The sequence below is a fragment of the Pseudomonas sp. FW305-E2 genome (assembly GCF_058782925.1).
This window is the reverse complement of the sequence record NZ_JBYSYE010000007.1, coordinates 162,871-187,147: the sequence shown is the minus strand read 5'-3', so window position 1 is coordinate 187,147 and position 24,277 is coordinate 162,871. Positions and strand designations below refer to the sequence as shown.

The window sequence follows — 24,277 nt, the reverse complement described above, 5'->3', positions numbered from 1 at the left end:
CCATATTCCACTTCCAGGGCCCACTGAACACCCGGAAGTAACAAAGAAAGCGACCCTAGGGTCGCTTTTTTTGTGCCTGAATTTTGTCCCCCTACCTGCACGCGTTTGCCGCAGCTTCAGCCACGCCGTTCCTCCTCCCGCAATGTCAGCACCTCATACCCACCCTCAGTCACCGCCACGGTATGCTCCCACTGCGCCGACAAGCTGTGGTCCCGGGTGATCACCGTCCAGCCATCCTTCAACTCGCGCGTGCCGCGGCCACCCTGGTTGATCATCGGCTCGATGGTAAACACCATCCCCGGTTTCAGCTTCATGCCCATGCCGCGCTGGCCAATGTGCAGCACCTCTGGCCCTTCATGCATCTGCTGGCCAATACCGTGGCCGCAATACTCGCGCACCACGCTGTAACCCGCCGCCTCGGCATGGGCCTGCACGGCATGGCCGATATCGCCCAGCGTTGCCCCAGGGCGCACCTGCTCGATGCCTTTCCACAACGCGTCATAGGTGGTGTCGACCAGGCGCCGGGCTTCTTCGCTGATCTTGCCGATGCAATACATCTTCGACGAATCGGCAATGTAGCCGCCCTGTTCCAGCGTGATGTCGACGTTGATGATCGAGCCTTCCTTGAGTACCTCATCGACCTTGGGGATGCCGTGGCATACCACGTGGTCCACCGACGTATTGAGCGAGTAAGGGAAACCGTACTGGCCTTTGCTTGCTGGCCGTGCCTTGAGCGTATCGACGATGAACGCCTCGGCGCGGTCGTTGATCTGCATCGTGGTCACGCCGGGGCGGATGAAGCTGTCGAGTTCGGTGAACACCTGGGCCAGTAGCTGGCCGGCGCGGCGCATCAGGTCGAGTTGGGCGGGGGTCTTGAGGATCACCTGGGACATGGGGGGAGGGCAGTTGCTCATGCTGGAAATTGCCCCAGCATAGCGCCAGCGGGTACCGGCTTGCCACTGCATGGTGCGTAACCTGTGCAGGCCTCTTCGCGGGCACGCCCGCTCCCACAGGTACGGCGCCGCCCTCAGGCCTTGCGATATCCCTGTGGGAGCGGGCATGCCCGCGAAAGGGCCGGTATAGCTGGCCCATAAATTGCTGATCTACCCTCATCCCGGGCTATCAACGTCGACAGCCCTCACCACTTCACGACAAAGGCGCCGTGTTGCCCCGCTTGCATCTGCATGCCGGGGCAGCCGGCGCCTTTTTGCGTTTTCCACAGGAGCCCGCCCATGGCCAACAGCGAAGTACGCAGCGTCTGCCCCTACTGCGGCGTGGGCTGCGGCATCGTCATGAGCGTTGCCGATGGCAAGGTCGGCAAGATCAGCGGCGACAAGCTGCACCCGAGCAACTTTGGCCGCCTATGCACCAAAGGCCTCACCGCACACCTGCCACTGAGTGCCAGCGGGCGCATGGCCGACGCCTATGTGCGCCAGCAACGCAGCCAGCCGCCAGTGCGCACCAGCATGGACCAGGCCATCGCTGCCACCGCCGAGCGTCTGCGCAGCATCATCGACCAGCACGGCCCGGATGCCGTGGCGCTCTACGTGTCCGGGCAAATGTCGCTGGAGGCCCAGTACCTGGCCAACAAGTTGGCCAAGGGCTTTATCCGTACGCGCCACATCGAGTCCAACTCGCGCCTGTGCATGGCCAGCGCCAGCAGTGGCTACAAGCTGTCGCTTGGCGCCGATGGCCCACCTGGCAGTTACCAGGACTTCGAGCACGCCGACGTATTTCTGGTGATCGGCGCCAACATGGCCGACTGCCACCCGATCTTGTTCCTGCGCCTGCTTGATCGGGTCAAGGCCGGCGCCAGGCTGATCGTCGTCGACCCGCGGCGCAGCGCCACCGCCGACAAGGCCGACCTGTTTCTGCAGGTGCGCCCCGGCAGTGACATGGCCTTGCTCAACGGCCTTTTGCACCTGCTGCATCGCAACGGCCACACCCACCCCGATTTCATCGCCCGCCACACCGAAGGCTGGGACGAACTGCCGGCCTTCCTCGACGACTATACCCCCGAGCGCGTCGCCGCCATCACCGGGCTGGCCGAGGCCGATATCATCAAGGCCGCCGAATGGATCGGCAGCGCCAACAACTGGATGAGCTGCTGGACCATGGGCTTGAACCAGAGCATTCACGGCACCTGGCACAGCAACGCCATCTGTAACCTGCACTTGGCCACGGGTGCCATCTGCCGCCCCGGTAGCGGCCCGTTCTCGCTGACCGGCCAACCCAATGCCATGGGCGGCCGCGACATGGGCTACATGGGCCCCGGCTTGCCAGGCCAGCGCTCAGCGTTGGTGGAAGATGACCGCGCGTTCGTCGAACGGCAGTGGCAACTGCCACCCGGCAGCCTGCGCAGCGAGGGCGGCGAGGGTACGGTGGCGCTGTTCGGGCAGATGAAAGCCGGTGAAGTGAAAGCCTGCTGGGTCATCTGCAGCAACCCGGTGGCCAGTGTCGCCAACCGCCAGCAAGTGATCGACGGCCTGCGCAAGGCCGAACTGGTCATTACCCAGGACGCCTTCCTCGACACCGAAACCAACCGTTACGCCGACATCCTGCTGCCGGCCGCGCTGTGGGCCGAAGGTGAGGGTGTGATGATCAACAGCGAGCGCAACCTGACCCTGATGCCACGCGCTGTCGAGCCCCCCGGGCAAAGCTTGCCGGACTGGCAGATCATTGCCCGCGTGGCGTGTGCCATGGGCTATGCCGACGCCTTCGACTACCCCAATGCCGAAGCGGTGTATGAGGAAATACGCCGCTTCCACAACCCTGTTACCGGTTATGACCTGCGCGGTATCGGCTATGCCGAATTGCGGACACAGCCGCGCCAGTGGCCTTGTGCACCGGGCAGCGAGCAGCATCGTAGCCCGCTGCGCTACCTCAACGACGGCAGCAGCCAGGCGCTCCTGCTCGATGCCCGGGGTAGGCGGCCGGCACTGGCCTTTCCCACCGCCAGCGGCAAGGCGCGCTTCTTTGCGCGGCCCTGGTTGCCGGCAGCGGAAGTGCCGGACGATGACTACCCCATGGTGCTTAACACTGGCCGTGTGCAGCACCAATGGCACACGTTGACCAAGACCGGCAAGGTGCCGGCACTGAACAAGCTGGAGCCCGGCCCCTACCTTGAGATTCACCCTGAGGATGCCGCCCGGCTGGGTGTCGCTGAAAAGGACCAGGTGGCCGTTCGCTCGCGCCGGGGGCACGCCGTGTTGCCGGCGCGCATCAGTGACCGGGTCATGCCGGGCAACTGCTTTGCGCCGTTTCACTGGAATGACCTGATCGGCGAGCAATTGGCGATCAATGCCGCGACCTGCGATGCGGTCGACCCGCTGTCGCTGCAGCCTGCCTTCAAACACTGCGCCGTAGCCCTGGAGCGGGTCGCAGGCGAGCGCATCGACGCCCTTGATCTGAACACTGCCACTGTAGAGCCTGTCCGCATGCCGACCGCCACCCTGTCCCGTCTGCTTGGCCTGCACTCCCTGCCGGTTCCGGTGCTGGCCGAAGAAGAGCGTCATTACCTGCAAGGTTTCCTGCTGGGCCTGGAGCAGGCCCGCGCCGAGGGCGTACCCCGCCTGCCGGCCAGTGCGCCGCTGGCTGCCAGCCGTCGTTTGTTTGTCGACGGTTTGCTGGCCGGGTTGTTCGCCCAGCCTGCAACTGCGCCCATCGCGGTACAGGCCGCGCCATGGCATCAGGTGCTGTGGGCCTCGCAGACCGGCAATGGTGAGCAACTGGCCGAACGCTGTGCCGCGCGCCTGCGCGATGCTGGTCTGAACGTGCAACTCAGCTGCCTGGAGGCGGTCAGCCCAAGCCAGCTGCAGGGGGTTGCCAGTGTGGTGTTGATCGCCAGCACCTTTGGCGATGGCGACGCGCCCGACAGCGGCGCGGCATTCTGGCAGGCCTTGCAGGGCGAGGAGGGCGCCCACTGCGCCGGGCTGCCCTATGCCGTACTGGCCTTGGGCGACTCCAGTTACGACCAGTTCTGCGGTTTTGGCCGCAAGCTCGACCAGCGCCTGGCCGAGCTGGGAGGGCAGCGCCTGCTGCAACGGGTGGACTGCGAGCCAGACTTCGACGAAGCCTTTGCCAGTTGGCTCGAAGCGTTATTACCTGTACTGGGCACTGCCGCGGCGCCACCTCCGGCGAGTGAACCTGCACCCGTATCGGCCTTCAGCAAGCAGCAACCCTGGATGGCCACCGTACTGGAAAACCGTCTGCTCAATGGCCCCGGCGCCAGCAAGGAAACCCGCCAGCTGGTCTTCGACCTGAGCGGCAGCGGCTTCAGTTACGCTGCCGGCGATGCCCTGGGCGTATGGCCGCGCAACTGCCCGGCCCTGGTAGAAGAGCTGCTAACGCTGATGCAGCTCGATGGCCAGGCGATGGTCGAGCTTAAAGGTCATTGCGCCATGCCATTGGCCGAAGCCCTGCAAGCACATCTGGAAATTGCCAAGGTCACTGCGCAACAACTGCAGGCATTTGCCAGCAATGCGCCTGACCTGCAGCGGTTGCTGCAGCCTGAATGCAAGGCCGAGCTGCAAGATTGGCTGTGGGGCCGGCAGTTGGTCGATGTGCTGCGCGCCTTCCCCCAGCAGTTGTCGCTGGCCAGCTGGCTGGAACTGCTCAAGCCATTGCAGCCGCGGCTCTATTCGATCAGCTCCAGCCCGCTGGCGCACCCAGGCCAGGTGCATCTGACGGTGTCGACGGTGCGTTATGGCGAACGTAAAGGCGTGTGCTCAAGCTTCCTTGCCGACCGTGCGCAGGTGCAGAAAGTGGCGATCTTCCCGCAGGTGTCGAAGCACTTCCGCTTGCCCGAGGACGACAGCGTGCCGGTGATCATGGTGGGCCCTGGTACTGGCATTGCACCGTTCCGTGCGTTCCTCGAGGAGCGAGAGGCACGGGGGGCAAAAGGTGACAACTGGCTGTTCTTCGGTGAGCAGTACGCAGCGACCGACTTCTATTACCAGGAGCAGTTGCAGGCCTGGCAGGCGGCGGGGCACCTGCGGCTGGACACGGCGTTCTCGCGGGACCAGGCCGAGAAGATCTATGTGCAGCAGCGCATGCTTGAGCAGGGTGCGCTGTTGTGGCAGTGGCTGGAGGCGGGGGCGTATTTCTATGTGTGTGGCGATGCGCAGCGTATGGCCAGGGATGTGGATGCGGCGTTGCGGGTAATCGTCGCCGAGCATGGCCGGATGGATGCGGCGGCGGCGGCGGCTTATGTCGAAGGCTTGAGCAAGGCCAGGCGTTATCGGCGCGATGTGTACTGACGTGCTCCAAGATGGGGTGTTGTGCACCTTGAATGTGCATTGGCTGGGCGGGCCCAGCGCAAGTGTAGGAGCGGGTTTACCCGCGAAGAGGCCGACACAGGCAACCCAGGCAACTCACGCAACCTAGGCAACCCGATTGGCACGCTCCCTGCTTAACCTTGGATACAACAAAGCCCACTGATCAACGGCGATCAACCGGGCCCCCTACCGTGATGAATACAGGCAAAGGCGCCTGGAGCTTCGGCTCCAGGCGCTTTTTTTTTGATCGAGGATCGGCTTATGAAGGCAACAGCGAGCAGCGGGCAACGAGAGCGACTGGTCATCGTCGGCAACGGCATGGTCGGCCACCATTGCGTCGAACAACTGGTCAGTCGCGGCGCCCTGCAGCGCTTCGAGGTGCGGGTATTCGGCGAAGAGCGCCAACGCGCGTATGACCGCGTGCACCTGTCCGAATACTTCGGCGGCAGCTGTGCCGAAACCCTGGCCCTGTGTGAGCACGATTTCTACGACGCCAATGGCGTGCACCTGCACCTGGGTGAGGCCGTGCTGGAGATCGACCGTGAGCGCCGCGAAGTCGTTACTGCCGAAGGTCGCTATGGCTACGACCAACTGGTGCTGGCCACCGGCTCCTATCCCTTCGTACCGCCGATCGAAGGCTCCAGCGGCAATGCCCGCCTGGTCTACCGCACCCTGGACGACCTCGATGGCATTCGTGCTGCTGCAGCCGGTGCCCGCCGAGGGGTGGTGGTCGGCGGTGGCCTGCTTGGCCTGGAAGCGGCCAACGCCCTCAAGTCGCTGGGGCTGGAAGCCCACGTGGTGGAATTCGCCCCACGGCTGATGCCGGTACAGCTGGACGGCGAGGGCGGTGCCGCGTTGAAGGCGCAGATCGAAGCGCTGGGTGTGGGGGTGCACCTGTCGCGCGCCACCCAGTCGGTCAGTGCCGGTGAAACCTACCGCTACCGCATGAACTTCGACGGCGGTGAGCACCTGGAAACCGACCTGATCGTGTTCTCCGCCGGTATCCGCCCGCAGGATGCACTGGGCCGGGGTTGCGGCCTGGACATCGCCGCGCGCGGTGGCGTGGTCATCGATAACCACTGCCGCAGCAGCGACCCACGCATCTTCGCCATCGGCGAGTGCGCCTCGTGGAACGGCAGTGTGTTCGGACTGGTCGCCCCAGGCTACAGCATGGCGCGCAACCTGGCTGGGCTGCTGATGGGCGAGGCGGCGGTGGCGTTCACCGGCGCCGACATGTCGACCAAGCTCAAGCTGCTGGGGGTGGATGTCGGTTCGATCGGCGATGCCCACGGTGCCACGCCGGGCGCGCGCAGCTATCGCTTCATCGATGAAGCCAACAGCGCTTACCGCCGTTTGGTGGTGGATGCCAGCGGCAAGCACGTGCTCGGCGCGGTGCTGGTCGGCGACAACAGCTATTACGACACCCTGTTGCAGTACGCCCAGAACGGCATCGCCCTGCCGGCCGACCCGGCAGCGCTGATCCTGCCGCAAGGCGGTGGTGCGCCGGCGTTGGGCGCCGATGCGCTGCCCGACAGCGCGACCATCTGCTCCTGCCACAACGTCAGCAAGGGGGCGGTGTGCGCCGCGATCGACAGTGGCTGTAGCGACTTGGCTGCGGTCAAGGGCTGCACCAAGGCCGCGACCGGCTGCGGCGGTTGCGCGGCCCTGCTCAAGCAAGTCTTCGAGCACGAACTGACGGCCCGCGGCGTGGCGGTGGACAAGAGCCTGTGCGAGCACTTTGCCTACACCCGGCAGGAGCTGTACGGGTTGGTGCGGGTGGAGGGTATCCGCACCTTCAGTGAACTGCTCGAGCGCCATGGCAAGGGCCATCTGGGGTGTGACATCTGCAAGCCGGCGGTGGGCAACATTCTCGCCTCGTGCTGGAACCAGCCGATCATGGACCCGGCGCTGGTACCGCTGCAGGACACCAACGACACCTTCATGGCCAACATGCAGAAAAACGGCACCTATTCGGTGGTGCCGCGCATTCCCGGTGGTGAAATAACCCCCGACAAGCTTATCGTCATCGGCCAGGTGGCCAAGAAATACGACCTGTACACCAAGATCACCGGTGGCCAGCGCATCGACCTGTTCGGCGCCCAGTTGCACGAGCTGCCGCTGATCTGGGGCGAACTGATCGAGGCCGGTTTCGAAACCGGCCACGCCTACGGCAAGTCGACCCGCACGGTGAAGTCGTGCGTGGGCAGTACCTGGTGCCGTTACGGCGTGCAGGACAGTGTCGCCATGGCCCTGCGCCTGGAAGACCGCTACAAGGGCCTGCGCAGCCCGCACAAGCTCAAGTTCGCGGTATCGGGTTGCACCCGTGAATGCGCCGAGGCGCAGAGCAAGGACATCGGCGTTATCGCCACCGACAAGGGCTGGAACCTGTACGTGTGCGGCAACGGCGGCATGCGCCCGCGGCATGCCGAGCTGTTCGCCACCGACCTGGACGACGAAACCCTGGTACGCCTGATCGACCGCGTGCTGATGTTCTACATCCGCACGGCCGACAAGCTGCAGCGCACCTCGGTGTGGCGTGAAAACCTGGAAGGCGGGCTGGACTACCTGAAGCAGGTAATCATCGACGACAGCCTGGGCCTGGCTAATGAGCTGGAAGCGCAGATGCAGCAGGTGGTCGACCAGTATGAATGCGAGTGGGCCAATGCCCTCAACGACCCGGAGAAGCTCAAGCGCTTCCGCACCTTCGTCAACGACCGACGCGCCGACCCGGACGTGCACTTCGTGCGCGAACGCGAGCAACGCCGGCCTGCTGCACCGCTGCACCTGATCCCAACTGTCGAGGAGGCTGTCTGATGAACCTGGCCAATGCTGCTGTGAACACGCAAGAAAACTGGCAGACGGTGTGCCAGGCACAAGACCTGGTGGCCGACTCCGGCGTCGTGGTTTGGTTCGATGGGGCCCAGGTGGCGTTGTTCTACCTGCCGGGGCAGTCCCAGCCGCTGTATGCAGTGGACAATCGCGACCCACGCTCCGGCGCCAACATCATCGGCCGCGGGCTGGTGGGCAGTGTGCAAGGTGAGTTGGTGGTGGCAGCGCCGCTCTACAAGCAGCACTTCAGCCTGCTGAGTGGGGAGTGCCTGGAGGATGCCGGGCAGAGGTTGCGGGTGTGGCCGGTGCGGTTGAAGGGGGAGGCGGTGGAGCTGGCGGTGGCCTGATACCCCTTTGCTGCCTGTGCCGGCCTCTTCGCGGGCACGCCCGCGCCTACGGAATCTGCACCGCCTTCAAATACGGCGCTGCACCTGTGGGAACGGGCCTTCCCGCGAAGAGGCCAGCACAAGCCGACTAGATAACCAACCCCTGCGGTTTGCGTCCGGCAAATACATCCACCAGGCTGGCCACCACCATCTCGCCCATGCGCGTGCGTGTCTGTACCGTGGCACTGGCGCGATGCGGTTGCAGGACTACATCTTCGCGCTCGAACAACGCCTCGGGCGCTCGCGGTTCATCGGCAAACACATCCAGCGCCGCGCCAGCGATCTCGCCGGCCTGCAACGCCGCGACCAACGCGGGTTCATCCACCAGCTTGCCGCGTGCGATATTGATCAGATACCCCTCGGCGCCCAACGCCCGCAGCACGTCGCGATTGATCAGCGCCTCGCCCTTGTCAGCCGCCGCCGCGAGGATCAGCGCATCGCTGTCCTTGGCCAACTGCAGCAGATCTGCCTCGAACCCGTAGGGCACATCCAGCGCCTGTAGATCGGTGTAGCGGATCGGGCAACCGAAGGCTGTCGCCCGCTGTGCTACCGCCCGCCCGACCCGGCCCATGCCGACGATGCCCACGCGCATGCCCGACACCTGCCGGGCCAGTGGCAGCGGTGCCAGCGGCGTGGTGCTGGTGGCCCAACGGCCGGCGCGAACGAAGCGGTCACCGGTGCAGATACCCCGGCACAAGCCGATCAGCAGGCCGATGGCAAGATCGGCGACGTCCTCGGTGAGCGCACCGAGGGTCGCCGTCACCTGGATGCCGCGATCGCGGGCATAGGCCAAGTCTACCGCGTCGGTGCCGACGCCATTGACGGCGATCACTTCGAGGTTGGGCAGGCGCGCCATCAGCGCCTGGCTGATGCCGGTGTGGCCGCCGGTAATCACGCCCCGAATGTTGCTTGCATACTGGCTGACGTAGGCATCCTTGTCGGCCTGTTCGTAGTAACGGTGTACGGTGAACAGCTGTTCCAGGCGCTCACGGATCTGCGGGATCAGGATAGGGCTCAGTTGCAGGACTTCTGGTTTCATCGGTCACTCCATCATAAACAGGGATCAGCCACGGCCAACGAACGGCATGTTGCTGGCCATCACGGTCATGTTCAGTACGTTGGCGTCGAGCGGCAGCGCTGCGATGTAGCGCACCGCATCGGCCACATGGCGCACGTCGAGCATCGGTTCGGCGGCGATCTCGCCATTGGCCTGGCGCACCCCACGGGTCATGCGCTCGGACAACTCGGTCAGGGCGTTGCCGATGTCCAACTGGCTGCACACGATGTGGTAAGGCCGACCATCCAGCGCCAGCGCCTTGGTCAGGCCCAGCACCGCATGCTTGCTGGCGGTGTAAGGTGCGGTGAACGGGCGTGGGGTGTGCGCCGAGATCGAGCCGTTATTGATGATTCGCCCGCCTTGCGGCTGCTGGCGGCGCATCAGGCCGAAGGCGGCGCGGGCGCACAGGAACACACCATCGACGTTGGTGGCCATGACGTTGCGCCAGTTCTCCAACGGCAGCTCGTCCACCGGCACGGCGGGCGCGTTGATGCCGGCATTGTTGAAGATCACATCGAGCCGGCCGTGCACTTCTTCGATGGTGGCGAACAGCTGCGCGACGCTTTGCTCGTCGCGTACATCGGTGGGCACGGCCAGTGCCTCACCGCCTGCTGCCAGCGCCTGTGCAACCACGGCTTGCAGGGGTTCGGCGCGGCGCCCGGCGAGCACCAGGCTGAAGCCATCCTCCAGCAGGGCGAGGGCGACGGCGCGGCCGATGCCGCTACCGGCACCGGTGACCAGGGCGATTTTCTTGTTCTGGGTCATGTCGGGTCTCCGTCAGGTTCAGGCTGCGTTGGCTGTTTGCCCGGCAGGGCGGGGGCCGACACGCAGGTGCAGCTCGCCAATACCGTCGATCCCGGCGTGTATCGTGTCGCCCGGGTTCAGCGGGGCCACGCCGGGCGGGCTGCCGGTCATGATCAGGTCGCCCGGGTGCAGCGGCAGCTGGCGTGACAGCCGGCTGATCACTTCGGCCAATGCCCAGGTCTGCTGGCTCAGGTGGGCACGCTGGCGCTCCTCGCCATTGACCTGCAGCCACAGCGACGTATCCAGCGGCCAGTCGCATTCGCTGGCAGGGACGATGGCGGTCATCGGTGCCGAAGCCTCGAACACCTTGGCGCCTTCCCACGGCAGGCCCTCGGCCTTGGCCTTGCGCTGGTGATCGCGACGGGTCATGTCTAGACCGGCGGCAAAGCCGAACACATGCTCCAGGGCATGCTCGCGGGCGATGTTGGCGCCGCCTTTGGCGATGGCCGCGACCAGTTCGATTTCATGGCAGAACTCGTCGGTCTGCGGCGGGAAGGGCAGTTCGCCCAGTGCCTCGACCACGTTGCTTGCCGGTTTCATGAAAAACACAGGCTCCTGCGGCGCCGCGCCGTAGGATTCCGGCCACGGGTAGTTGCGGCCGAGGCAGAACACCCGGCCGACCGGGAAGCGCGCATCGCTGCCGCGGATCGGCAGGCTGACGATGGCCGGCGGGTTGAACAGGTAGGTCATGGGTGGATCCTCCGTACTGGAGTGGACAGCGTATCCAGCGGCTGGCCGGCAAAGTTGGACGAAAGCGGGGTTGGGTTGGACTATCCAAGGCACCTGGACCGGCCCTTTCGCGGCTAAAGCCGCTCCTACAGGGATAGCGTCAAACCCAGGGGCAATACCGTCCCCCCGTAGGAGCGGCTTTAGCCGCGAAGAGGCCGGTACCGTCAATACACGCCTTGGCTCAGCCCGCAGCCTTCAGCTCGATGCGATACAGCTTCCCAAGCAGCAACGAGTAAGACAGTGTGCCCATCAACGCCACACCACCGATGAACCAGAACGCCATGGCGAACGAGCCACTGGCGTGCACGATCGCGCCGATCACGATCGGTGTGACGATGCCGCCGATGTTCGCCGCCAGGCTGGTAATGCCGCCGGTCAGGCCGATCAGCTCCTTTGGCGCCACTTCCGAGACGGCAGCCCACGACGACGAGGCGATGCCCTGGGCGAAGAACGCCAGGGTCAGCACGGCGATGCACAGCACATTGGAGTCGGTGAAGTTCACCAGCACGATCGACATCCCCAGCATCGAGCCCACCACCAGCGGCAGCTTGCGGGCAAACGACAGCGAGTAGCCCTTGCGGATCAGCAGGTCGGAGACGATGCCCGCCAGGAGGATGCCGACCGTGGCACCAATGAACGGCATGACCGCGAAGATGCCGACCTTGATCAGCGTCAGCTGGCGTTCTTCGATCAGGTAGGTGGGGAACCAGGTGAGGAAGAAGTACAGCGCCGAAGTGCTGGCGAACTTGCCCAGGCAGATCGCCCAGATCTGGCGATAGCGGAACAGCTCGGAAACCTGTCGCCAGTCGAAGCGGGTACGTTGCTGGCTGCTCTTCACCAGGCCACCACCGTGCTCGATATAGGCCAGTTCCTCCTTGCTGACCTTCTTGCAGTTCAGCGGGTCGCGGTACAGCACCAGCCACACGACGCCGAACAGGATGCCCACCAGGCCGGTGCTGTAGAACACGTGGCGCCAGTCATAGGTGGTCGCCAGCCACAGCAGCGCGCCGGTGAACAGCGCGGTGCCCAGGTACTGGCCACATACGTAGATGCTGCTGGCCATGCCGCGCTCGCGGGCGGGGAACCATACCGTAACCGCACGGCTGTTGGCCGGGAAGGCCGGGGCCTCCATGGCGCCGACCGCCAGGCGCAGGCCGAACAGCGAGGCGAAGCCACTGGCCAGGCCCTGGGCCACGGTGACCGCCGACCAGCTGATCAGCGACACGCCATAGGTCAGGCGCGAGCCGAAGCGGTCAGCAATGAAGCCAGCCGGTACCAGGGCCAACGCGTAGGTCCAGGCGAAGGCGGAGAAAATCAGGCCCATCTCGACCTTGTCCAGGCCCAGGTCTTTGGCCATGAACGGCGCGGCGATGGAAATGTTCACCCGGTCGACGTAGTTGATGATGGTCGCCACCAGCAGCAGCGACAGCATGAACCAGCGGCGGCGGGTAGGCAGGCGCTGGGCAGGGGCCGCGTCCAGCGTGTACGACGACGCGGCGCGGGGGGTAGGCGTGCTCGACATGAGTCGACCTCGTTTGTTGTTGTTGGTAGAGGTTGGGCTGCAGTCCCTTTTCTAAGGTGGTCGTACAACGCGGTGAATGCAACGGGGTATTTAGACCGTTTTTTTCATTGGAGGCGGGGCAGTGCTGTGCTGTCCAAGAAATTTCTCAGCCGGGGTTTCGCCTGAAATATTGGTTGAATAGCGCATTCTCAGAGGGCTGCGTGGATTTGCGGTTGCGCAGGTTTTTGCATAAGGGGTTAAATTGCAGAGTTTGGACGTCGTACAACTTAAAGCGCCTGTATCCCGGAGATTGCCCATGCCCCCCAAGCGCGAGGTTCCGACCTATGTCATGCAGCAGCGCAGCGAGCTGATGGATTTCTACATCCGCGACCAGCGCGGGCGTCCCGCCGAGACCGCGCCGCATCGTCATGAGTACTTCCAGATCCAGGTCAATCTCGGCGGCGACACGGTGCAACACATCGGCAGCGTGCAACGCCCATTCAGACGCAACACCCTGGCCTTCATCCTGCCTCACCGGGTGCATGTGATCCCGCATCCGGAGGACAGCGACTTCGTGGTGATCAATTTCTCCCAGACGTTCCTGCTGCCGCACCTGGCCTGCGACCCGATGGACCTGGAGGAAGTGTCGATCCTGCAGGCGCCGGAGCTGTCGCCGTTCCGCTTTCAGGAGCATCTCGACTTCTACCTGAGTGAGCCGGACTTTGCCGAGGTACGGCAAACCCTCGAGCGCATGCGTGCGCTGGATGCCAACCGCCGTTTCGGCACCCGCGAAATCCTCAAAGGCCTGTTGCTGCAGCTGATCGGCCAGGTCTGTGGCCTGTATGCCGAGCCGCTGCGCGAACTGGCCGACAGCAACGCTGCCCAGCTCAGCCGCCGTGCTGCGCTGGGCCGCATGAGCGACTACCTGCGCCGGCATATCGACGACCCCGACCTGAACCTGCAGAAAGTCGCTGCCGCCACCTACCTGTCGCCGACCTACCTGACCCACTGGCTGCGCAAGGAAATCGGCAAGACCTTCAGCGAGCTGGTGCTGGAGCGGCGCATGCACGCCGCACGCAACTACCTGCTCAACGGCAGCCGCCCAGTGGGCGAGGTGGCGCGGCTTTGTGGCTTTGCGGACGAAGCCTACTTCTCTCGACGTTTCCGCCAGATCCACGGCCTGCCACCTGGCCAGTTCCGACGCCAGCAACGCGACCCGGATACGCCGCAGGCGGCAATGCTTTAAGCCTGCCCGCTTCTGCCGTGGCGTACTACTGGACCGGTCTCAGAGAGAGGGCGAGCAGGCAGGGGAGTCGGTAGCCCTGCTGTACGTCTTGCCCGCTCACCAGCATGCGCTGGTTGTCGGTATCGACTACTACCGATTTCTCGGCGGTATGGAAACCATCCTGCGGCGAAAACGCGCCCAACTGACCGTAGCCATAGGGGGGGTAAAGCGAGTGTCCAGTTGGCCGCTTGAGTGGTAGCGCACCGCCATGTTGAAGTCATAGAAACCCCCGTAACCGATCAGGCCACCCTCGGCATTCTTGATTCGGACCTGGTATTGAGCTCCACTCACAATAATCGCTGAACACCTATTGAGCGATGCTTCGCCAGGATCGGCTACTGGCAGAGGTGACAGGTGCGTCAACGATCTGGACATGCAGGGCAGCCTGGCCGGGGCGGCCGATATCCTGTCGAGCACTTAAGTCTTGATACGCGTTGATGCTGCGTTGAAAACAGCCTCGGGATGTCGGTTTACAGCCCGTAAACTCCGCTTCCTTGGCTGTTTTCGCATTGCCTGAACTTCGTCTCAAGACTTTCATGCAGTCTCTGGTGAAGTGCCAGTAAGTCTCATTTTTATTGCTTCAATGAGACGGCAATGACACAAGGGGTGGAACCCGTCTGTATTTCCCGCCCCGCTACGAGTAGGCGTTGGCTTTCTGGCATTACCGTCGCGGAATGGCTGTTACCATAGAACCCTGGTTGCGACCCGATTGCCGTAAAAACACCGTAACCATTCGGCGGCACGAATGTAGTATCAAGTTGGCCGTCCAGACGGTAACGCACCGCCATGCCGCGATCGAGAAATGAACCATAACCTACCAGTTTTCCATCGGCCTCTGTCATATAGTCCCAGCCACCCTCAATGGGGAATAATACGACACGACCCTCGTTGAATTCTTTAGCAGGTTTTCCTGTGTAGTCTAGCCGATAGATCATGGGAGTACTGGTCCCTTCGGACCACACCTGGCCGTGGACGGTGATGCGCTGACTGGCGTTATTTAGCGTGAAATCATAAATGATAATGCCAGGCTTTGACCAATAGACCCCGTTGTCAGCGAAGCGCTGGTCGAGCGCTCCGGACAATGTCAGTGCTGCGATTCCGTTTATGCTCGACGAATCGTTGAAATAGCGCGTGTAGATGATGATGCGCACCTTCTCACCAACCTCCAGCATCTTAGGCGCCCCAATGACATAACGGAGGTCCGGAATAAGATCTTGCATCTTGAGGATGCCTAGCTTACCAAAGCTCTGGCGTGGGACACCTTCATGGGTGAGCACGAAAAGGATGGGAGCGTTTTCAAGGGAACCTGAGAAGATATAGTCGTTCTTGTAAGTGGTGAATTGGTAGAGCGTGATATCTTTAAAATTGAAAAAATTATTTAGGATGATGTAGCCGTTGTTGCTGCCGAAATCAGTATCTGGCTTTCCGTTTGGCTTAAGCTTCCACAGGTGGGTGAAGCCTTGGGTTAGATCATTCATAGTGAGCAGGATGTGACCCTCCGCATCCTCGGCCATGTGCAGGTAACTATGATAATCAAAAACTGTGCTCAGGTCAGTCAGATAGACAAGACCTGTTTTGTTGAAAGACGTATCCAGCTCGCCATCTTTCAAGGTGCGCGCAATGAAAGGTTTCGTGCCGTTGTGGACGCCTCTCAAGTAAAATCGCTCGGGATAGTAGTTGCTTGCCAGGATTTGCGAAACCGCGTTTCTAGGATCCGCGGTAGGCTCGCCGATGTGAAGGTGACCTTTGTCGGCATAGGTTACGTCAATGGGCGCCTTGAGTTCCTGACGCTCGCCTTGGTAATCACGGGGGTTGTGTTGAGTCTGGGCAAAAAAAACCATATTTGGATGCATGATATGACCTGTCACTTGGGGAAGTGGTTTTTGCGATCTCATTTAATGCGATCCGGATGGTTGCGGGTACTGGCAAAAATGATAGGCGTTGGTGGTCGATGGATAACGATCCGGTCCTGGAGTTTGGGCTGCAACGGGGAGCACGGGGCGGCAGACCTGGATACGCCGCAGGTAGCGATGCGGTAAGCTTGCTACCATGAACCTCGACACCCGCATCAAATACCGCCACCTGCTGTGCTTCCTGGAGATTGCCCGGCAGGGCAGCCTGGCCAGGGCGGCCGATAGCCTGTCGATCAGCCAGCCGGCGATTTCCAAGACCCTCAAGGAGCTTGAGGACCTGCTCGAGGCGCGCTTGTTCGAGCGCAGCCGCCAGGGTGTCGAGCTGACCCCGGCCGGCACCCGCTTCATGCGTTACGCCGGGCCCAGTGTGCAGGCGCTGCGCGATGGCGTCAGCAGCCTGCGCGGTGAAGCGCGGGCGCCGTCGCAGGTGCGCATCGGCGTGCTGTCCACGGTCGAAGGCCTGCTCATGCCCGAGGTGCTGTGCCGCCTGCATCAGCGCCATGACGCGCTGGTGATCAGCGTGGTCACCGGGGTCAGCGCGCAGTTGCTTGGCCAGCTTCACCTGGGGGAGCTGGAGCTGGTGGTGGGGCGCATGACCGACAGTCCGCAAATCCAGGGGTTGTCGTTCGAGCACCTGTACAGCGAGTCGATGAGCCTGGTGGTGCGCCCGGGTCACCCGCTGCTGGCCAGCACGCCCGTGGAGCGGGGCCAGGTGGGGCGTTACCCGCTGGTGCTGCCACCCGCTGGCACCACCATCCGCCAGCACGCCGACAGCCTGTTCGTGCAATGCGGCATCCAGATGCCGGCGCAGCGCCTGGAAACCCTGTCGCTTGCCCTGAGCCGGCGCTACCTGCTGGGCAGCGATGGCCTGTGGGTGGCGCCGCGTGATGCCGTGCTGCTCGACCTGCGCCGTGGCGAACTGGTCGAGCTTGACCTGGGTGTGCGCGAGCCGGGAGGGTCGGTGGGGATTTGCCGCAATGCCGCCTTGCCGTTGAGTTTGCCGGGCCAGTGGGTGGGTGAGGTGCTGCGGGAGGTGGCGGGGGAATATCGAGAGGGTCGGTATCCTTGAGTTTTCGGGGGGTGCCTGGCCTGCTGTTTCCGACCTCAGAACCCGCAGAAATAAAAAGCCACCAAAACCCGGCAAACCCGGCACAAAGGGTCAATACTGGCCAATGGCTGTAAAGCTTCGATGAAGAAGCTTTTAACGACTGAACTTCCTTACGAAAACCCGCTCCTATGCCGGTAGCCATTGGTCATGGCCGCCTGATAAGCTCGCGGCTTTACCCTGATTGCCCTCATGGCGCATGAACAAGGAAATAGCATGAAACAGCATCGTTTGGCGGCTGCGGTTGCCCTGGTAGGCCTGGTACTGGCTGGCTGCGATCAACAAGCCAGCAGCCCCGAGCTGAAGACTCCGGCGCAGAAAGCCTCCTACGGTATCGGCCTGAACATGGGCAAGAGCCTGGCTCAGGAAGGCATGGAAGACCTTGATTCGAAAGCAGTCGCCCTCGGCATCGAAGACGCCGTTAGCAAGAAAGAACAACGCATCAAGGACGAAGAGCTGGTAGAGGCCTTCACCGCATTGCAGAAACGCGCCGAGGAGCGCCTGGCCAAGGCCAGCGAAGAAGCCGCCTCCGCCGGCAAGAAATTCCTCGAAGAAAACGCCAAGAAGCCAGGCGTGGTCACCACGGCCTCGGGCCTGCAGTACGAAGTGGTCAAGAAGGCCGACGGCCCGCAGCCCAAACCGACTGACGTGGTCACTGTCCACTACGAAGGCAAGCTGATCGATGGCAAGGTATTCGACAGCTCCGTCGAGCGTGGCAGCCCGATCGACCTGCCTGTCAGCGGTGTGATCCCAGGTTGGGTCGAAGGTTTGCAGCTGATGCACGTCGGCGAGAAGTACAAGTTGTTCATCCCGGCTGAACTGGCCTATGGCGCACAAAGCCCAAGCCCGCTGATCCCGGCCAACTCGGTACTGGTGTTCGACCTGGAACTGATCGCCATCAAGGACCCGGCCCAGTTGCAAGGCGCCGAGCCGCAGGCCGAAGCCCCTGAAGAAGCACCTGCCCAGTAACATTGGCTGGTTGTCGAAAACGCCCCACATTGTTGGGGCGTTTTCGTTTGTGCCGATTGGACGAACCTGCAACAGCTGATACTGTCCGAGGAAATGCAGCGTGAAGAAGTAGGATGTTTCTGACGCAAATCGTTTGCGGCGCAGGTAGCCATGGCGTGAAACGACTGTGTAAAAAACGCCCGATCTGACCGGGCCCCTTGCCTGGCAGGCACCTGGGGTCGGAAACGTCGCCCTGTTCACAAGGTTATCCACAATAAATGTGGATAACCTTTTCCTCTCGGAGGCTCCATGAGCGCACCTTGGAATTTTGCCCGTTTCCTGCCATTGGCCGAGCGCCTGCTCAGCCGCGGTCGTTTGCCGGCCTTGTTGTTCGCGGTGGCGCGCAAAGGCCCGCGCCTCGGCCAACTGCGTGAAGATGTGAAGCTGCTGCAGTCGCTGTGCCTGGCCTGGTGGAGGGGGGAGTACCGTGCCATCAGCCCCAAGGCACTGGTCACTGTCGTGGCTGGCCTGCTGTATTTCGTCAGCCCCATCGATGCCATCCCGGACTGGTTGCTGGGGGTGGGTTTCCTCGATGACATCGCGGTCTTGGGCTGGGTGCTGAAAACCGTGGCCGACGAATTGGCGCGCTTCAAGGCCTGGCGCGATAGCCAGGCACCCGAGCGGCTACGCGTGGTCGAGCGCCTGCCGGCTACCCCGGAGGCGCTGCGGCTGGAGCGCAACAGGTAATGAAACCGGCCTGAATCTCACCTCAACTGCACAGACCTCGGAGTTGGTAATATAATTGGCATAAGGGTTATGCCTACGGATTACATGCTGTAATCCTTCTTAAAGGGGTTTGTAATGGGTATTCAGGTCATCAGCCGGGACGGTCAGCCCGAGTACGCCGTCGTTCCCTGGGAGCAATACCAGGCGTTGCTCCGCGCGGCAGGGCAGGCACCTGCCGAGGCGGTTTCCAGTGAGGCGCAGGGCGTTGCTGCCAGTGCGCCCCTGCCAGCCTTCAGCGAAGTCGCCCAGATTCGCCAGGCCAAGGGCATTGCCCCTGAGCAACTGGCGCGCAATGTCGGGGTGAGCCCGGCGTATCTGGCCATGATCGAATCGGGTGAACGCCAGCCAGATGCTGCCATCCGCCGCGCCCTGGCCTGGCATCTGGGGGTGGCTGGCTGGAGCGAGCCATCATGAGCCAGGTCAGGATCAGCCGTCAGCACTGGGATAACCTGCTGGGCGAGCTTGACCTGGCCCGTCGTCAACGTCACTTGCTGACATACCGAGCGCTGATCGAGCGCTTGCAGCTACCCAGCCCGGCCATGCAGACGCTGACTGCCGCGCTGGAATACCTGGCGGTGCTGGATGCCCGTGCCGAACAGCCATTGCGCAGTTCGCTGGTGATCAGCCAAGGCGCCAGCCGTTTGCCGCGTACTGGCTTCTTTGAGTGTGTCGAGCGCCTGGGGCGGTTTACCGGGCCGGTCGATGGCATGGAGGCCGCCTCGTGGCATGCTTCTGAGGTGGTTCGGGTGTTCGAGTACAGCTATCCCGAAACGGCCTGAAGCGTTACCCCTTCCAGCCTATCGCTACAGGTGGTGACCCTGAGCGAAAGGGCAGGGCCTGCTGGCCAATTTCCAACCGCCGTTCACCGTTGCCGCCGCTACCGTATTCGCGGGTAAACCCGCTCCTACGCAGATCGGTGGTGGCCACACATCGGGGGTTGGAATCAGGCTGTTGTAGGAGCGGGTTCACCCGCGAAAGGGCCGGGCCTGCTGGCCAATCTCCACCCGCCGTTCACCGTTGCCGCCGCTACCGTATTCGCGGGTAAACCCGCTCCTACGCAGATCGGTGGTGGACACGCATCTGGGGTCGGACTCAGGCCGTCGTAGGAGCGGGTTCACCCGCGAAAGGGCCGGGCCTGTTGGCCAATCTCCACCCGCCGTTCACCGTTGCTGCCGCTACCGTATTCGCGGGTAAACCCGCTCCTACGCAGATCGGTGGTGGACACGCATCTGGGGTTGGAATCAGGCCGTCGTAGGAGCGGGTTCACCCGCGAAAGGGCGGTGCCTGCTGGCCAATTTCCACCCGTCGTTCTCCGTTGCCGCCGCTACCGTATTCGCGGGTAAACCCGCTCCTACGCCTGATCGGTGGTTGGGCACAGGCCCCGTAGGAGCGGGTTCACCCGCGAAGAGGCCGGCACAGGCAGCGCATCCCTGTGAATCAACCCGCACCCTCTGCCATCGGCATCCACCACTTCCAATGCCTCCAGGTGCTGGTATCGGCCAAACAGCTCCAGCAGCTGCCCGATCGTGACATTCAAGCGCACTGTCGGTTGGTCAGCCAGTGGCACCTGCGTCAGTGCAGGTAACAGACCGCTGTCGCGTACCCCTCGCTCCTGTGGCCGCCCTAGCAAATAGCCCTGCACCAGGTCCACGCCCATCTCCACCAGCACCGCCAGCTCTTCCGCCAGCTCGATGCCCTCGGCAATCACCTGTGCCTTCGATGCCCGGGCAATCTGCAAGATAGAGCCTACAAACTCGCGCTTGAGCGGGTCACGATGGATGCCGTCGATGAAGTGCCGGTCGATCTTCACGTATTCGGGGCGCAGCTCCGACCACAGGCGCAGGCTGGAATAGCCCGCGCCCAGGTCGTCGAGGGCAATCGAGAAGCCCATGTCGCGATAGTGGTGCAGGGCATTGGACAGCAGCTGGAAGTCGTCGGTGGGCGTGTGCTCGGTCAACTCGATCACCACCCGGTTGGGCGGCAGGCCAACCTGTTCGAGCAGTTTCAAGGTCAGGCCGGAAGGGTAGTGCGGCTCCAGCAGCGATTCGGGTGAGATGTTGAGAAACAGTTTGCCCTGCAGTTGCTGCTCGCTGAAGCGGCGGCAGGCGCTTTCTCGGCAAGCGGCTTCCAGCTCGGTCAGGCGGCCGGCCTGGCGGGCGATGGTGAACAGGTTGAGCGGCGCATGCAGCGGGCTGTTGGACGGGCCACGGCTCAGCGCCTCATGGCCGAACACCCTATGTTCACTCAGGCACATGATTGGCTGGAACAGACTGTGAATACGGCGTTGAGCCAGGATGGCACTCAAGGCACTGAGCTGTTCGGCAACGGTCATGATGGATTCCTGAAAAATGAGGGCCGGGCATCTGCATGCCCGGCCCTCATATTTCACGACAGCGCGATGACTGTTTGATGACAGGTCGCATTATTCTGCCATCATTGCTGAGGTGCCTTACTTCTTGGCCACCTTGGTGCTGGCACTGAGGTAGTCGATCAGGATGCGACCGGTTTCCGCGAGGTAAGCGTCGTCTTCCGGCTTGGTATTTTCATCCTCGACCGGCAGAGCGTCTTCGTCCTCTTTCTTCAGTTCCTTCAGCGGTTCTTCACCCTTGGCCTTACGGCGGGTGTTTTCCAGCGCCAGTTGCTTGGCCTCGACGCTGTCGTGGCGTGCGCGGCGTTCCTGCTCGTTTAGGCTGACGGTTTTCTCGTTCATCAGCTTCTGGGTCAGGGCCAGGCGGTCGCGGATGTAGGTGAACTCGGCATCCTTGTCGCTGCGCGCCTCATGTTGCGCCTTGAGCTGGGCCAGGAACGGCCTGAACGGATCGGCCGCAGGCTTGACCACCGGGCGGATGGTGTCCCACGGCATGGCCTCTGGCAGGGCGCTCTCGCCGATTTCCTTGGTGTCGATGATCGAGGGGTAGTCGATGTCCGGCAGCACCCCCTGATGCTGGGTACTCTGCCCGGAAACCCGGTAGAACTTGGCCAGGGTCAGCTTCAGCTCGCCATGGTTGAGCGGCTGGATGGTCTGCACGGTGCCTTTGCCGAAGGTCTGGCCACCGATGATCAGCGCGCGGTGGTAGTCCTGCATGGCACCGGCGAAGATCTCCGATGCCGAGGCCGACAGGCGGTTGACCAGCAGTGCCAGCGGGCCCTTGTAGAAGGCCCCCGGGTTTTCGTCTTCCAGCACGTCGACGCGGCCATCGCTGTTGCGCACCAGTACGGTCGGGCCTTTCTCGATGAACAGGCTGGTCAGCTCGGTGGCTTCCTGCAGCGAGCCGCCGCCGTTGTTGCGCAGGTCGATGACCACGCCGTCGACTTTCTCTTTCTGCAGTTCGGTGAGCAGCTTCTTCACGTCACGCGTGGTGCTCTTGTACTCGGGGTCGCCAGCGCGGTAGGCCTTGAAGTCCAGGTAGAAGGCCGGGATCTCGATGATGCCCAGCTTGTAGTCACGCCCGTCCTGCTTGAGCTTGAGCACCGACTTCTTCGCCGCCTGCTCTTCAAGCTTCACCGCTTCACGGGTGATCGACACAATTTTGCTGGTCTGGTCGCTAGGCGCATTGCTGGCCGGGATGATTTCCAGGCGCACCACCGAACCTTTCGGGCCGCGGATCAGCTTGACCACTTCGTCCAGGCGCCAGCCCACCACGTCGACCATTTCCTTGTTGCCCTGGGCCACGCCGATGATCTTGTCAGCCGGGGCCACCTGCTTGGTCTTGGCTGCCGGGCCTGCTGGCACCAGGCGCACGATCTTGACCTGGTCGTTGTCGCTTTGCAGCACTGCACCAATGCCTTCGAGCGACAGGCTCATGTTGATGTCGAAGTTTTCGGCGTTGTCCGGCGACAGGTAGTTGGTGTGTGGGTCGTAGGACTGGGCGAAGGTGTTGATGTAGGCCTGGAAGATGTCCTCGGCACGGGTCTGGTCCAGGCGCGCGAGCTGGTTCTTGTAGCGCTTGATCAGGGTTTCCTGGATCTGCTTGGGTTCCTTGCCGGCGATCTTCTGGCGCAGCACTTCGTCTTTCACGCGTTTGCGCCACAAGTCGTCGAGCTCGGCCTGGTTCTTCATCCACGGCGCGTCCTTGCGGTCGATCAGCAAGGTTTCCTTGGTGGTGAAGTCAATCTTGTCCACGCCCTTGTTCAGCTCGGCCAGGGCGAAGTCCAGGCGTTGCTTGACGCGGTCGAGGTAGCGTTTGTAGATGGTGAAGCCCGGGTCCAGGTTGCCGCTCTTGAGGAAATCGTCGAATTGCGTTTTCCATTTATCGAATTCGGCAATGTCGGCAGCGGTGAAGTAGCTGCGCGCCGGGTCCAGCAGCTTGATGTAGCTGTCGTAGATAATGGCCGAACGGGCATCGTCCAGGGGTGGCTTGCTGTAGTGGTGGCGCTTGAGCAACTCCACCACGTTGAGGCTGGCGACGATCTCGTCGCGGTCGGGCTGCAGGCTGTCCCACTTGTTGGCGGCCGCCGCATTGCCGCCGAGCGTGAGGCTGCCCAGGCCGATCATCACAGCCAGTGCGGTGCTTGGAAGGAAATGCTTCATGCTGATTCGACGTGGAGGCAATTGATCACGCATAGTAGGCCGTCTTTTCCGTTGCCGGTTCCATGGAGCCGGGCAAATACTGCAAAAGGCCTGAGGTAAGCGACCTCAGGCCCAGTCATGATTCAACTATGGAGGCACTGTGAAGGCATTGCAAGGCGTTGACGGACATGTGGAGTGGGTCGAGGCCGAACGCCCGACCTGTGACGCGGGCCAAGTGCGCATTCGCGTGGCCGCTGCGGGGCTGAACCGCGCCGACCTGCTGCAGATGAAAGGGTTGTACCCGCCACCACCAGGTGCCAGCCCATACATGGGGCTGGAGTGTTCCGGGGTGGTTGAAGAAGTGGGGGCTGGTGCCGCCTGGCGCGTGGGTGACCGCGTTTGCGCCCTGCTGGCCAGTGGCGCCATGGCCGAGGAAGTGGTGGTCGACGCCCGTCATGTACTGCCGGTGCCCGAGGGCCTTGGCCTGCATGAAGCAGCAGCGTTGCCGGAGGTGTATGCCACCGCCTGGCTGAACATCTTCCAGCTCGGTGCAGTGAAGGCTGGCGAGAAGGTGCTGGTGCACGCCGGCGCCAGTGGCGTTGGCTCGGCCGCCATCCAGCTGTGCAAGGCGTTCGGCAGCCCGGTATGGGTCAGCGTCGGTTCGCAGGATCGTCTGGCCTACTGCCAGGCGCTGGGCGCAGCGGGTGGTGTGGTACGTAACGAGAACCTGGACGCGCTGGAAGGTTTCGGCCCATTCGATGTGATTCTCGACCCGGTCGGCGCTGGCTACGGTGAGCTGAACCTCAAGCTGCTGGCCCGTGACGGGCGCTGGGTGATCATCGGCCTGATGGGCGGACGCAAGTTCGAGCTGGACCTGGCCCAGGTGCTGGGCAAGCGCCTGGAAATTACCGGTTCCACCCTGCGCAACCGTGATGACGGCTTCAAGGCCGAGTTGCTGCGCGAACTGCAGCAGCAAGTATGGCCGCTGTTCGCCGAGGGGCGGTTGTCGCCGCAGCTGGTCGATACCTACCCGGTGGAGTTTGCCCAGGCGGCGTATGCCGAGCTGGAGACCAACCAGGTGTCGGGCAAGCTGGTGATGGTGATCGACCCCAGCCTGGTGTAAGCAGGCCTGGCCCCATCGCGGGTTT

Annotated in this window: 18 protein-coding genes; 10 read left to right on the top strand and 8 right to left on the bottom strand. The window is 62.9% G+C overall.

The genetic code is table 11. From position 1 onward, the window contains the following. Positions 1 to 116 precede the first annotated feature (116 nt). A complete protein-coding gene (gene map, locus AC3WLP_RS09520) occupies positions 117 to 965 on the bottom strand; it encodes a type I methionyl aminopeptidase (protein WP_033726391.1) in 849 nt (282 codons plus the stop codon). 267 nt (positions 966 to 1,232) lie between these two features. On the opposite strand from map, the gene AC3WLP_RS09515 reads away from it, so the two are divergent. The 3 genes from AC3WLP_RS09515 to nirD all read left to right on the top strand — a co-directional run bounded on the left by AC3WLP_RS09515 (position 1,233) and on the right by nirD (position 8,452). Further along, positions 1,233 to 5,258 carry a bifunctional nitrate reductase/sulfite reductase flavoprotein subunit alpha gene (locus AC3WLP_RS09515; RefSeq protein WP_088513584.1) on the top strand — a complete coding sequence of 1,342 codons (4,026 nt, stop codon included), beginning with the start codon at positions 1,233 to 1,235 and terminating at the stop codon, positions 5,256 to 5,258. Positions 5,259 to 5,537: 279 nt separating this feature from the next. Continuing rightward, positions 5,538 to 8,090 (top strand): nitrite reductase large subunit NirB, encoded by a 2,553-nt coding sequence (nirB, locus tag AC3WLP_RS09510; protein WP_088513585.1) that lies wholly within the window; start codon positions 5,538 to 5,540, stop codon positions 8,088 to 8,090. Continuing rightward, positions 8,090 to 8,452 (top strand): nitrite reductase small subunit NirD, encoded by a 363-nt coding sequence (nirD, locus tag AC3WLP_RS09505; RefSeq protein WP_088513586.1) that lies wholly within the window; start codon positions 8,090 to 8,092, stop codon positions 8,450 to 8,452. The genes nirB and nirD overlap by 1 nt, the downstream gene beginning before the upstream one ends. A gap of 127 nt (positions 8,453 to 8,579) precedes the next feature. On the opposite strand, the gene AC3WLP_RS09500 is transcribed toward nirD, so the two are convergent. From AC3WLP_RS09500 to AC3WLP_RS09485, 4 genes are all read right to left on the bottom strand, one after another. Next, positions 8,580 to 9,530, bottom strand: coding sequence for a 2-hydroxyacid dehydrogenase (locus AC3WLP_RS09500; RefSeq protein ID WP_012053427.1), 951 nt, complete (start codon positions 9,528 to 9,530; stop codon positions 8,580 to 8,582). Positions 9,531 to 9,554: 24 nt separating this feature from the next. Continuing rightward, the gene (locus tag AC3WLP_RS09495; RefSeq protein WP_012053426.1) at positions 9,555 to 10,313 is read right to left on the bottom strand and encodes an SDR family oxidoreductase; all 759 of its coding nucleotides are present in this window, start codon (positions 10,311 to 10,313) and stop codon (positions 9,555 to 9,557) included. Between the two features lie 18 nt (positions 10,314 to 10,331). After that, on the bottom strand, positions 10,332 to 11,042 hold the full coding sequence (locus tag AC3WLP_RS09490; RefSeq protein WP_012053425.1) for a fumarylacetoacetate hydrolase family protein: 711 nt from the start codon (positions 11,040 to 11,042) through the stop codon (positions 10,332 to 10,334). Between the two features lie 220 nt (positions 11,043 to 11,262). Further along, complete coding sequence (locus AC3WLP_RS09485; RefSeq protein WP_088513587.1) at positions 11,263 to 12,603, bottom strand: MFS transporter; 1,341 nt, start codon at positions 12,601 to 12,603, stop codon at positions 11,263 to 11,265. Positions 12,604 to 12,898: 295 nt separating this feature from the next. Here AC3WLP_RS09485 and AC3WLP_RS09480 point away from each other — a divergent pair, with 295 nt between their 5' ends. Then, entirely contained in the window at positions 12,899 to 13,828 is a 930-nt protein-coding gene (locus AC3WLP_RS09480) for a helix-turn-helix transcriptional regulator (protein WP_012053423.1), read from the top strand. Positions 13,829 to 14,439: 611 nt separating this feature from the next. On the opposite strand, the gene AC3WLP_RS09475 is transcribed toward AC3WLP_RS09480, so the two are convergent. Further along, positions 14,440 to 15,762: a hypothetical protein gene (locus tag AC3WLP_RS09475; RefSeq protein WP_256596097.1), complete on the bottom strand. Its 1,323-nt coding sequence runs from the start codon at positions 15,760 to 15,762 to the stop codon at positions 14,440 to 14,442. A gap of 154 nt (positions 15,763 to 15,916) precedes the next feature. On the opposite strand from AC3WLP_RS09475, the gene pcaQ reads away from it, so the two are divergent. The 5 genes from pcaQ (at position 15,917) to AC3WLP_RS09450 (ending at position 19,398) form a co-directional block, all read left to right on the top strand. Then, positions 15,917 to 16,849 (top strand): pca operon transcription factor PcaQ, encoded by a 933-nt coding sequence (pcaQ, locus tag AC3WLP_RS09470; protein ID WP_088513589.1) that lies wholly within the window; start codon positions 15,917 to 15,919, stop codon positions 16,847 to 16,849. Positions 16,850 to 17,101: 252 nt separating this feature from the next. Next, positions 17,102 to 17,854 (top strand): BamJ family beta-barrel-assembly machinery protein, encoded by a 753-nt coding sequence (bamJ, locus tag AC3WLP_RS09465; protein WP_003252534.1) that lies wholly within the window; start codon positions 17,102 to 17,104, stop codon positions 17,852 to 17,854. A gap of 288 nt (positions 17,855 to 18,142) precedes the next feature. Beyond that, positions 18,143 to 18,580 (top strand): YkvA family protein, encoded by a 438-nt coding sequence (locus AC3WLP_RS09460; protein WP_003252536.1) that lies wholly within the window; start codon positions 18,143 to 18,145, stop codon positions 18,578 to 18,580. A 114-nt stretch (positions 18,581 to 18,694) separates the two neighbouring features. Beyond that, entirely contained in the window at positions 18,695 to 19,033 is a 339-nt protein-coding gene (locus AC3WLP_RS09455; RefSeq protein ID WP_003252538.1) for a helix-turn-helix domain-containing protein, read from the top strand. Continuing rightward, complete coding sequence (locus tag AC3WLP_RS09450; RefSeq protein WP_003252539.1) at positions 19,030 to 19,398, top strand: hypothetical protein; 369 nt, start codon at positions 19,030 to 19,032, stop codon at positions 19,396 to 19,398. The genes AC3WLP_RS09455 and AC3WLP_RS09450 overlap by 4 nt, the downstream gene beginning before the upstream one ends. 572 nt (positions 19,399 to 19,970) lie before the next feature. Here the strand turns inward: AC3WLP_RS09450 and AC3WLP_RS09445 are convergent. Continuing rightward, the gene (locus tag AC3WLP_RS09445) at positions 19,971 to 20,951 is read right to left on the bottom strand and encodes an EAL domain-containing protein (protein WP_088513591.1); all 981 of its coding nucleotides are present in this window, start codon (positions 20,949 to 20,951) and stop codon (positions 19,971 to 19,973) included. Positions 20,952 to 21,068: 117 nt separating this feature from the next. Next, on the bottom strand, positions 21,069 to 23,150 hold the full coding sequence (locus AC3WLP_RS09440) for a carboxy terminal-processing peptidase (protein WP_014754213.1): 2,082 nt from the start codon (positions 23,148 to 23,150) through the stop codon (positions 21,069 to 21,071). A gap of 139 nt (positions 23,151 to 23,289) precedes the next feature. On the opposite strand from AC3WLP_RS09440, the gene AC3WLP_RS09435 reads away from it, so the two are divergent. Beyond that, on the top strand, positions 23,290 to 24,252 hold the full coding sequence (locus AC3WLP_RS09435; protein WP_003252545.1) for an NAD(P)H-quinone oxidoreductase: 963 nt from the start codon (positions 23,290 to 23,292) through the stop codon (positions 24,250 to 24,252). Positions 24,253 to 24,277: the final 25 nt, after the last annotated feature.

Excerpts from the sequence above, each read along its gene's own strand:
- nirB (WP_088513585.1), top strand. The coding sequence starts at position 5,538 with ATGAAGGCAACAGCGAGCAGCGGGCAACGAGAGCGACTGGTCATCGTC.
- nirD (WP_088513586.1), top strand. The coding sequence starts at position 8,090 with ATGAACCTGGCCAATGCTGCTGTGAACACGCAAGAAAACTGGCAGACG.
- AC3WLP_RS09485 (WP_088513587.1), bottom strand. The coding sequence starts at position 12,603 with ATGTCGAGCACGCCTACCCCCCGCGCCGCGTCGTCGTACACGCTGGAC.
- bamJ (WP_003252534.1), top strand. The coding sequence starts at position 17,102 with ATGAAACAGCATCGTTTGGCGGCTGCGGTTGCCCTGGTAGGCCTGGTA.
- AC3WLP_RS09475 (WP_256596097.1), bottom strand. The coding sequence starts at position 15,762 with ATGAGATCGCAAAAACCACTTCCCCAAGTGACAGGTCATATCATGCAT.
- AC3WLP_RS09450 (WP_003252539.1), top strand. The coding sequence starts at position 19,030 with ATGAGCCAGGTCAGGATCAGCCGTCAGCACTGGGATAACCTGCTGGGC.
- AC3WLP_RS09440 (WP_014754213.1), bottom strand. The coding sequence starts at position 23,150 with ATGAAGCATTTCCTTCCAAGCACCGCACTGGCTGTGATGATCGGCCTG.
- AC3WLP_RS09490 (WP_012053425.1), bottom strand. The coding sequence starts at position 11,042 with ATGACCTACCTGTTCAACCCGCCGGCCATCGTCAGCCTGCCGATCCGC.
- AC3WLP_RS09455 (WP_003252538.1), top strand. The coding sequence starts at position 18,695 with ATGGGTATTCAGGTCATCAGCCGGGACGGTCAGCCCGAGTACGCCGTC.
- AC3WLP_RS09500 (WP_012053427.1), bottom strand. The coding sequence starts at position 9,530 with ATGAAACCAGAAGTCCTGCAACTGAGCCCTATCCTGATCCCGCAGATC.
- AC3WLP_RS09515 (WP_088513584.1), top strand. The coding sequence starts at position 1,233 with ATGGCCAACAGCGAAGTACGCAGCGTCTGCCCCTACTGCGGCGTGGGC.
- map (WP_033726391.1), bottom strand. The coding sequence starts at position 965 with ATGCAGTGGCAAGCCGGTACCCGCTGGCGCTATGCTGGGGCAATTTCC.
- AC3WLP_RS09460 (WP_003252536.1), top strand. The coding sequence starts at position 18,143 with ATGAGCGCACCTTGGAATTTTGCCCGTTTCCTGCCATTGGCCGAGCGC.
- pcaQ (WP_088513589.1), top strand. The coding sequence starts at position 15,917 with ATGAACCTCGACACCCGCATCAAATACCGCCACCTGCTGTGCTTCCTG.
- AC3WLP_RS09445 (WP_088513591.1), bottom strand. The coding sequence starts at position 20,951 with ATGACCGTTGCCGAACAGCTCAGTGCCTTGAGTGCCATCCTGGCTCAA.
- AC3WLP_RS09480 (WP_012053423.1), top strand. The coding sequence starts at position 12,899 with ATGCCCCCCAAGCGCGAGGTTCCGACCTATGTCATGCAGCAGCGCAGC.
- AC3WLP_RS09495 (WP_012053426.1), bottom strand. The coding sequence starts at position 10,313 with ATGACCCAGAACAAGAAAATCGCCCTGGTCACCGGTGCCGGTAGCGGC.